The sequence below is a fragment of the Streptomyces sp. CC53 genome (assembly GCF_001865245.1).
Lineage (GTDB): Bacteria > Actinomycetota > Actinomycetes > Streptomycetales > Streptomycetaceae > Streptomyces.
In genome coordinates this window covers 1-8,987 of sequence record NZ_MKXB01000039.1, presented here as the reverse complement: position 1 = coordinate 8,987, position 8,987 = coordinate 1, and the positions used below count along the sequence as shown (strand labels likewise).

7 protein-coding genes and 1 pseudogene are annotated in these 8,987 nt (G+C 75.3%); 5 read left to right on the top strand and 3 right to left on the bottom strand.

Annotation, left to right across the window (positions count from 1 at the left end; all coding sequences use genetic code 11):
• The 3 genes from BJP40_RS03785 to rsmI form a co-directional block, all read right to left on the bottom strand.
• A partial coding sequence (locus BJP40_RS03785; protein WP_071278601.1) for a TatD family hydrolase occupies positions 1-686 on the bottom strand: 686 nt, incomplete at its 3' end.
• A gap of 555 nt (positions 687-1,241) precedes the next feature.
• Positions 1,242-1,727, bottom strand: coding sequence for a hypothetical protein (locus tag BJP40_RS35195; protein ID WP_226962611.1), 486 nt, complete (start codon positions 1,725-1,727; stop codon positions 1,242-1,244).
• A gap of 414 nt (positions 1,728-2,141) precedes the next feature.
• Complete coding sequence (gene rsmI / locus BJP40_RS03775) at positions 2,142-2,987, bottom strand: 16S rRNA (cytidine(1402)-2'-O)-methyltransferase (RefSeq protein ID WP_071278600.1); 846 nt, start codon at positions 2,985-2,987, stop codon at positions 2,142-2,144.
• 91 nt (positions 2,988-3,078) lie between these two features.
• On the opposite strand from rsmI, the gene BJP40_RS03770 reads away from it, so the two are divergent.
• The 5 genes and pseudogenes from BJP40_RS03770 to BJP40_RS03750 form a co-directional block, all read left to right on the top strand.
• The gene (locus BJP40_RS03770) at positions 3,079-4,914 is read left to right on the top strand and encodes a phospholipid carrier-dependent glycosyltransferase (RefSeq protein WP_079170896.1); all 1,836 of its coding nucleotides are present in this window, start codon (positions 3,079-3,081) and stop codon (positions 4,912-4,914) included.
• Between the two features lie 228 nt (positions 4,915-5,142).
• The gene (locus BJP40_RS03765; RefSeq protein WP_071278598.1) at positions 5,143-6,771 is read left to right on the top strand and encodes a penicillin-binding transpeptidase domain-containing protein; all 1,629 of its coding nucleotides are present in this window, start codon (positions 5,143-5,145) and stop codon (positions 6,769-6,771) included.
• Between the two features lie 235 nt (positions 6,772-7,006).
• Positions 7,007-7,498 carry a YbaK/EbsC family protein gene (locus BJP40_RS03760; RefSeq protein WP_071278597.1) on the top strand — a complete coding sequence of 164 codons (492 nt, stop codon included), beginning with the start codon at positions 7,007-7,009 and terminating at the stop codon, positions 7,496-7,498.
• The gene (locus BJP40_RS03755; RefSeq protein ID WP_071278596.1) at positions 7,495-8,352 is read left to right on the top strand and encodes a DMT family transporter; all 858 of its coding nucleotides are present in this window, start codon (positions 7,495-7,497) and stop codon (positions 8,350-8,352) included. The genes BJP40_RS03760 and BJP40_RS03755 overlap by 4 nt, the downstream gene beginning before the upstream one ends.
• Before the next feature lie 107 nt (positions 8,353-8,459).
• Positions 8,460-8,987: pseudogene (locus tag BJP40_RS03750) on the top strand (hypothetical protein); the annotation flags it as partial.

Below are 8,987 nucleotides of genomic sequence, written 5' to 3'. Positions count from 1 at the left end.
GCGACGGCGAGGGCGTCGCGCAGCGGCTGGGCGTTCTTGAAGGTGACGTTCCCGGCGAACGACATGTAGTAGCCGCGCTCCGCGCAGATCCGCGCCATGTCGGTGTCGCCGGAGTAGCAGTGGAAGACCGTCCGCTCGGGGGCTCCCTCCTCGGCCAGGACGCGCAGGACGTCGTCGTGGGCGTCCCGGTCGTGGATGACGAGGGCCTTGCCGTGGCGTTTGGCGATCTCGATGTGGGCGCGGAAGGACCGCTCCTGGGCGTCCTTGCCGTCGGGCCCGGTGCGGAAGTAGTCGAGGCCGGTCTCTCCCACGGCCTTGACGTGGGGGAGCGCGGCGAGCCGGTCGATCTCGGCGAGCGCGTCGTCCAGCGCCGCGTCGCCGCCCGCGTCCCGGGCGCCCTGCCGCGACCAGCCGTCGGGGTCGCCGAGGACGATGCGGGGGGCCTCGTTGGGGTGCAGGGCGACCGCGGCGTGCACGGCGGCGTACTGGGCGGCCGTCTCCGCCGCCCACTGGGAGCCCTTCACGTCGCAGCCCACCTGCACGACGGTCTCCACACCGACGAGCGCGGCCTTGGCCAGCGCCTCCTCGACGGTGCCGGTCTGCATGTCGAGGTGGGTGTGCGAGTCGGCCACGGCCACGGTCAGGGGCTCGGGCAGCGGCGGCGGGGCGTCCTTGGCGGCACTCATGCCCCGATCGTACGGAAGCGCGAGAGCGCCCCGCCGCCACGGCCGCCCCCAGCCGACCCGCGCACCGACCCGACGGGGCCGGACCCCGGTCGTGCGCGGGCGCACCGCGCCGGGCGGAGACGGGTGCGGCCCTCGCGGGTGGGCGCCGCACCGGGAGGGGACCCTGGCGGGTTCGCGCACCGACCGGTCACCGCCGGGCGGCGGGCGCGGACGGCACCGAACCGGCCCCGGCGGCTGCGGGACGAGCCGAGAGGCGCGGGCCCGGCGGCGGGCCCCGTGGCGGCGGCCCGCTGGAGGCCGGCCGGCGGCAGTCCGGCAGGAGCACGCCCAGCAACCCACCCGCGGCGCAAGGCGCACAACAGACGCGCACCACGCCGGACCCGACGACGACCCATCAGCCCAGACCGACGACGACCCGGCGCAGACCGGCCCAGACAGAAAGACACCGAGCGACCCACCCGCGGCGCAAGCCGCACAACCAACCCGAACCCAACCACGCCCGAGCCAACAGCGGCCCACTCAGCCCAGACCGACGACGACCCGGCGCAAGCAAATTCACCTGCGGCGGAAGCCGTGCAGCAGACCCGAGACGCGCCCGCGGCGGGCGTTCGGCGGCCCCTCGGCCTGCGCGTGCTCCTGCGGCTCCGCGCCGACTGCTCCGGCGGAGCCGGCGGGTCCAGCGGCTGCGGTGGCTTCGGTGGCCCCGGCGGGTTCGGGGGCGCTCGTCGGGACGGTGGCACGTCGGAGGGGCATGCCGGGGACGTCCGGCGGGGAAGCGGGTCCGGCGTGCGGTCGGCCGTGTTCCTGGTCTGCGGGGACCGGGGCCGGTCCCATGATGCGGACGACGCCGCTCCCGCAGTCCGGGCAGGTCGGCGACAGGGGCGAGGGGACGCGGCGGCCGCCGCTGCGGTAGACGACGACGTCCCGGCCGGTGGCGTCGGTGTGGTGCTCGATGGCGTACGTCTGCTCCCAGCCGTAGCCGCACCGCATGCAGGCGAAGGCGTACGCCTCGTGGCCGACCGGGATCGAGATCTCGCTCATGCCGGTTCCTCTCCACGGCACCGGTGCATGCCCGAAAGGGACACCCCGGCGGGTCGGGGCTGTGCCTTTCACGATAGCTCGCCCGCCAGAGAAGAGCCCTTTCGGGTGATATGCACCGTCATGCTTCAGGGCACCGTGCGCGACCCAGCGCAGCGCAGCACCGCGCTCCCCCGACGGCACGTCGCGCCTCGGCCCCGCAGCCCGCCCGTGCGGCACCCGCGGCGCCCTGGTGCAGCGGCTGGCCGTCACCCCGGCCACCCCCGCACCCACACCACACCCCGTGCCGCACGCCTACCCGCAGCCGCGCCACAGCCACCATCCCCGCCCCTGACCCGGCAGCGACGCGACTCAGGCGCCGGCCGCCCGTGGCCGCGGCCACGGAGCCGGTGCGGCGGCCGGTGCCGCGGCCCGGTGTCAGCCCGCGTGCTTCGCGGCCACCACCGCGTCGAAGACCTCCCGCTTCGGCACGCCCGTCTCCGCGGCGACCGCCGCGATCGCCTCCTTGCGGCGCTCCCCCGCCTCCTCCCGGGCCCGCACCCGCCGCACCAGCTCCTCGGCGCCGAACTCGGCCGGGTCGGGCTCGGGCGCGCCCTCCACGACCACGGTGATCTCGCCCCGCACGCCGTCGGCCGCCCACGCGGCCAGCGCGCCCAGGCCGCCGCGCTTGACCTCCTCGTACGTCTTCGTCAGCTCCCGGCACACGGCGGCGCGCCGCTCCCGGCCGAAGACCTCCGCCATCGCGGCGAGCGTGGCGTCCAGGCGGTGCGGCGCCTCGAAGTACACGAGGGTGCGGCGCTCGGCGGCGACCTCCCGCAGGCGGGCCAGCCGCTCCCCCGGCTTGCGGGGCAGGAAGCCCTCGAAGCAGAACCGGTCCACGGGCAGCCCCGACAGCGCCAGCGCGGTCAGCACGGCGGACGGGCCGGGCACGGCGGTGACCCGGACGTCCCGCTCCACCGCGGCGGCGACCAGCCGGTAGCCGGGGTCGGAGACCGACGGCATGCCCGCGTCGGTGACCAGCAGCACCCGGGCGCCGCCCGCGAGCGCGTCGACCAGTTCGGGGGTGCGGGCGGCCTCGTTGCCCTCGAAGTACGACACGATCCGGCCGCGCGGCTGCACGCCGAGCGCCTGGGTGAGGCGCCGCAGGCGGCGGGTGTCCTCGGCGGCGACGACGTCCGCGTCCGCGAGCTCGGCGGCGAGGCGGGGCGGGGCGTCGGAGACGTCGCCGATGGGCGTGCCCGCGAGGACGAGGGTTCCGGTCACCGTGTCTGTAGCTGTCACGCTGCCATCCTCGCAGCCCGGCCGCGGGCCCGGCCCGGCGAGTCGCGCCGGGGGCGTTCCCTACGATGGCGCGGTGACCAGTACTGCGCCTAAGGCCCTGCACGGGCAGGACGAGCCGGGCGGGCCCGCCCTCGGCTCCGGAGTCGACGGGGCGGCCACGGCCGTGCCCGGGGCCGCGGCGGAGGCCGGGCCGCCCTCCCCGTGGGAGCGGCGGCTGCGCCGGTTCGGGCACGTGCCGCGCCGGGTGACGGGGCTGCGGGAGCGGCTGGTCCCGCCGTACGCGACCCCGTCGCCCCTGCTGCGGACGGGGCTCGGGCTGCCGCCCGGCGTGGTGGACCGGCTGGTGCGGCTGGCGCCGTGGGGCGGACCGCTGCTGGTCGCGCTGGTGGCGGGGGTGCTGCGGTTCTGGAACCTGGGCTCGCCGCACGCGGTGATATTCGACGAGACGTACTACGCGAAGGACGCCTGGGCGCTGGTCAACCAGGGCTACGAGGGCGCGTGGCCGAAGGACATCGACAAAACGATCCTGGAGAACCCGGACGCCGTCGCCGTCCCGGTCGACCCCGGGTACGTGGTGCACCCTCCGGTCGGCAAGTGGGTCATCGGGCTCGGCGAGTGGATCTTCGGCTTCAACCCGTTCGGCTGGCGCTTCATGGTGGCGGTGCTCGGCACCCTGTCCGTGCTGATGCTGTGCCGGATCGGGCGGCGCCTGTTCCACTCGACGTTCCTGGGCTGCCTGGCGGGTGGGCTGCTCGCGGTGGACGGCCTGCACTTCGTGATGAGCCGGTCGGCGCTGCTGGACCAGGTGCTGATGTTCTTCGTGCTGGCGGCGTTCGGCTGCCTGCTGGTCGACCGGGACCGGGCGCGTGCCCGGCTGGCGGCGGCGCTGCCCGTGGACGCGGACGGCGTGCTGCGTCCGGACGAGCGCGTCGCACGGACCCTGGGGCTCGGGTGGCGGCCGTGGCGGCTGTCGGCCGGGGTGATGCTGGGCCTGGCGGCGGCGACGAAGTGGAACGGCCTGTACATCATGGCGGCGTTCGGGCTGCTGACGGTGGCGTGGGACGTGGGCGCACGGCGGGTGGCGGGGGCGCACCGGCCGTACCGCGCGGTGCTGCGGCGGGACGTGCTGCCGGCGTTCGTGTCGGTGGTGCCGGTGGCGCTGGCGACGTACGTGGCGTCGTGGACGGGCTGGATCCTGTCCGACAAGGGCTACTTCCGGAACTGGGCGTCGACGGGCGCGGGCAAGGACAGCTCCTGGTCGTGGCTCTTCCCCGACTGGTGGCGCAGCCTGTGGCACTACGAGTCCGAGGTGTACACCTTCCACGTCAACCTGACGTCGGGCCACACGTACGAGTCGAACCCGTGGAGCTGGATCGTCCTGGGCCGCCCGGTGTCGTACTTCTACGAGTCGCCGGCGCAGGGCGTGGACGGCTGCCCGGCGGACGCGGCGGAGAAGTGCGCGCGGGAGGTGCTGGCGATCGGCACGCCGCTGCTGTGGTGGACGGCGTGCTTCGCGCTGCTGTACGTGCTGTGGCGCTGGCTCTTCCGCCGGGACTGGCGGGCCGGGGCGATCGCCTGCGCGGTGGCGGCCGGGTGGGCGCCCTGGTTCCTGTACCAGGAGCGGACGATCTTCCTGTTCTACGCGGTGGTGTTCGTGCCGTTCCTGTGCCTCGCCGTGGCGATGATGATCGGGGCGATGCTGGGGCGGCCCGCGGGGCCGCCGGACGTGGACGGCCTGGTGGACGCGGACGGGTCGGCGGAGATGCGCCGCACGGTCGGCGCGATCGCCGCGGGCGTGCTGGTCCTGCTGATCATCTGGAACTTCCTCTACTTCCTGCCGCTCTACACCGGGGAGACCATCCCCCTCGAGGAGTGGCGCGGCCGGATGTGGCTGGATACCTGGGTGTGATGGCCAAGACCGGTGGGGTGGGGACGTGTGGGGCGTTCCGTTTGATTCCGTTCGAGTAACACACGGCCCCTTGGTCCAGTCCTGTCGCATAGGGTGACCTCCGGCTCCTCCTTGAACGCGTTCAGACCGTGGCGCGGAGGCGCCGACGGGGGATCAGGGGAGAAGGGGATCCCCCGGACACCGGCATGACCGCATGCCGGGACTGGGGAGACGAGGGGGATTCCACCCATGCGCAGCGGAACCAAAGTGGCGATAGCCGGCGGCGTGTTCGCCGTGGTGGCGGGCGGCGTCGGCTACGGCGCCGTGAACGTCTGGAACAGCATCACGGGAGGCCAGCAGACCTCCACGTCGGAGACCGGCGCCGAGCGCAGGAGCGGCCCGGTCACGGGCGAGGAGGTCGACGCGACGGCGAAGGGCTTCCTCGCCGCGTGGGCGGAAGGCGACCCCGTGAAGGCGGCGCAGTTCACCAACGACCCCGCCGGCGCCCAGTCCGCACTGGCCGGCCACGCCACCGAGACCCACGTCACCGGCCTCAAGGCGACCGCGGGCACGCCGACCGGCGCCACGGTGCCGTTCACGGTGAGCGCCGTCGTCTCGTACGACGGGGTGCGGGTGCCGTGGACGTACGAGTCGGAGCTGAAGGTCGTCCGCGGGCTCACCACCGGGCAGCCACGCGTCGACTGGAAGCCCGCGGTGATGCACCCGGCGCTGAAGAACGGCGAGTCGCTGAAGGTCACGTCCTCGGGCGCACCGCAGATCAAGGCCGTGGACCGCGACGGCGAGGAGCTCACCGCCGAGGCGTACCCGTCGCTGGGCCCGGTGATCGACCAGCTCCGCAAGCGGTACGGCGCGGAGGCCGGCGGCACCCCGGGCGTCGAACTGGTGGCGAGCGCCGAGGGCGACGGCGCCGACCGCACCCTGCTGACCCTGCGGGAGGGCAAGGCGGGCACGGTGCGCACGACGCTCGACGCGGGCATGCAGGCGGCGGCGGAGAAGCAGGTGAAGAAGCACGCCGGTTCGTCGGTCGTCGCGCTCCAGCCCAGCACGGGTGAGATCCGGGCCGTCGCGAACAACCGCACCGACGGCTACAACGCCGCCTTCCTGGGCGCCCAGGCCCCCGGCTCGACACTGAAGATCGTGACGGCGGCCATGCTCATGGAGCGGGGCGAGGTGAGCGCGACGTCCCCCGCCCAGTGCACCCCCGAAGCGTCCTGGTACGGAAGGGCGTTCACCAACGACGACGGTTTCTCCCTGAAGGAGAGCGACACCTTCACGACGGCGTTCGCCCGGTCCTGCAACACCGCCTTCATCAAGCGCATCGACGAGGTCGACGACCACACCGCGCTGCCGGCCACGGCCCGGGACGTCTTCGGCATCGGACTGACCTGGAACGTCGGCGTCCCGACGCATGACGGCACCATCCCGGCCGAGGACGGTGTCGAGACCGCCGCCCAGTACATCGGCCAGGGCAAGGTGCAGATGAACGTGCTGAACATCGCCTCCGTCACGGCGACGGCGAAGACGAACACCTTCAAGCAGCCGGTCATCGTGCCGCTGTCGCTCGACGACCGGGAACCCGCCCGCGCCGCCCGCGGCCTGAGCCCCTCGGTCGGCAAGCAGCTGCGCGACATGATGCGGGCCACCGCCTCCTACGGCACGGGCGCCCAGGCCATGTCGACGGTCCGGGGCGACAAGGGCGCCAAGACCGGCTCGGCGGAGGTCGACAGCCAGAGCACCCCGAACAGCTGGTTCACCGCCTTCGCGGACGACATGGCCGCGGCGGCGGTCGTCCAGGCGGGCGGCCACGGCAGCGACGCGGCGGGGCCGCTGGTCGCGGCGGTGCTGAACGCGCGCTGAGCGGCCGGGCCTTCGCAAGCCGGCGCTTCCGGACGCCGGAACCCGGCCGCGCCGGGACGGGGGGTGCGCAGCAGACCGTTCGGGGCCGGGGCTCTGGGTGCCCGCCCCGGCCCACCTGGCCCCGGCGGGCGGCCCCCAGGCCCCGGCGCCCTGCGGTCCCCTGGCCGCGGCCCGCAGCTCGCGGGCGGGAAAGCCGGTCGCACGGCCCGTGCAGCGGGCGCTAGCGTGCCGCCTCATGGACAGCAGCACGGCACCCTCACCCACACACCCCCGCTTCGCCGAGGCCCTGCGCACCCTGGGGCTCGACGTGGAGGTGCGCAGCTACCCCGACGCGGTCAGGACGGCGGCCCAGGCCGCCGCCGCGATCGGCTGCGCGCCCGGGGAGATCGTCAAGTCGCTCGTCTTCGCCGCGGACGGCGCCCCCGTCCTGATCCTCATCGACGGGGCATCCCGGGTCGACGTCGCACGGGTGCAGCACGAGCTCGGCGCCTCCGCCGTCGTACGCGCCGATCCCGACCTGGTCCGCGACACGACCGGGTACGCGATCGGCGGCGTCCCGCCGTTCGGCCACCGCACCCGCACGACGGTGCTCGCCGACCGGGGCCTGCTGGAGCACCCGGTGGTGTGGGCCGCCGCCGGCACCCCGCACACGGTGTTCCCGATGGAGCCGCGGGCCCTCGTCGACGCGGCGGGCGCACACGTCGCCGACGTCCGCGAACGCGGGTGACGCCGCTCGTCGCGGCGGCGGTCGTGCTGGCCGCGGTCAGCCACGCCGCCTGGAACGCCCTGGCGCACCACATCCGGGACCAGCTGGTGTCGTTCACGCTCATCTCGGGCGGCGGGGCGGTCCTCGGCGCGGCCGTCGCGGCGGCCGCGCCGCTCCCCGCGGCGGCCGCCTGGCCGTGGCTGGTCCTGTCGGCGGTGGTCCACGTCGGGTACATGGCGCTGCTGATGCGGTCGTTCGCCCTCGGGGACTTCGGGCAGGTGTACCCGGTCGCGCGGGGCACGGCGCCGCTCGCGGTGCTGGTGCTGGCGGCGGTGTTCGTCCACGAGGTGCCGGACGCGGGCCAGTTGGCGGGCGTCGCGGTCGCCAGCGCGGGACTCCTGGTCCTGGCGCTGTGGGGGGTGCGGCGGTCCCGGGCGCGACCGCAGTGGGGCGCCCTGCTGGCGGCCGGCGGCACGGGGCTGGCCATCGCGGTGTACTCGGTGGTGGACGGGACCGGCGTACGGGCCTCGGGCAGCCCGCTCGGCTACATCGCCTGGCTGATGCTGCTGCAAGGCGTGGCCGTCCCCGCGTACGCCGCGTACCGCCGCCGGGGGCAGCTGGCGGCGCAGCTGCGCCCGCACGCGCGGCGGGGGCTGCTCGGCGCGGTGACGGCCTTCGCGGCGTACGGCCTCGTGCTGTGGGCGCAGACCCGGGCGCCGCTGGCCCCCGTCGCGGCGCTGCGGGAGTCGTCCGTCATCGTCGGCGCGGGCATCGGCGCGCTGTTCTTCAAGGAGCGCTTCGGCACGGTCCGGGTCGCGGCGGCGGCGCTGATGGCCGCGGGGCTGGCCCTGATGCTCCAGACGGGTGCCGCTTAGCGGGGAGCCGTTTTCGGTCACGTTCGCTTCGGGAGCCGTGCCGCTCGCACACCTTCGCGCCTCTCGCGCGTTGTCTCTGGTGACGCCCGAGACGTGGAGGAGGGGACGTGACGCGCTGGAACCCGCACCCGGAGCTGCTCGTGTCCAAGGCGGCGGCCGGCTACCTGGCCCGGCAGCCCGACACGGTGCTCACGCAGAAGCAGGTGCTGAGGGCGCTGCAGATCCCGCACGACGTGCACGGCCGAGTGCCCGACGGGCTGACGGTCGCGCAGCTCCGTGCGCTGTTCACGGCGCCGCCGGACTGGCTGCTGGCGCAGCACCGCGGCCTGGAGGCCAAGGGCGTGGCGACGGCCCGGCACGAGGTGCGGCTGCCGGACGATCCGGTGGCGGCCGCCGCGGCCGGCGCCCGGCGGGGACCGGGAGCGGGGGCGGACCCGCAGGCGCCCGCCGTGCAGCAGCGGACCCCCGCCCGGCCCGGGATCAGGCCGGACGCCCGACAGCAGGTCACGGCAGCCACGCGTCCCACCCCGCCAGGTCCGGCATCCGCCGCGCGCACCCCGCAGCGCGCCATGCCTGCCCGGCCCGCTCGGGAGGGTGCGGCTTCCCCCGCGGGGACCTCGCCACGCGCGACACCC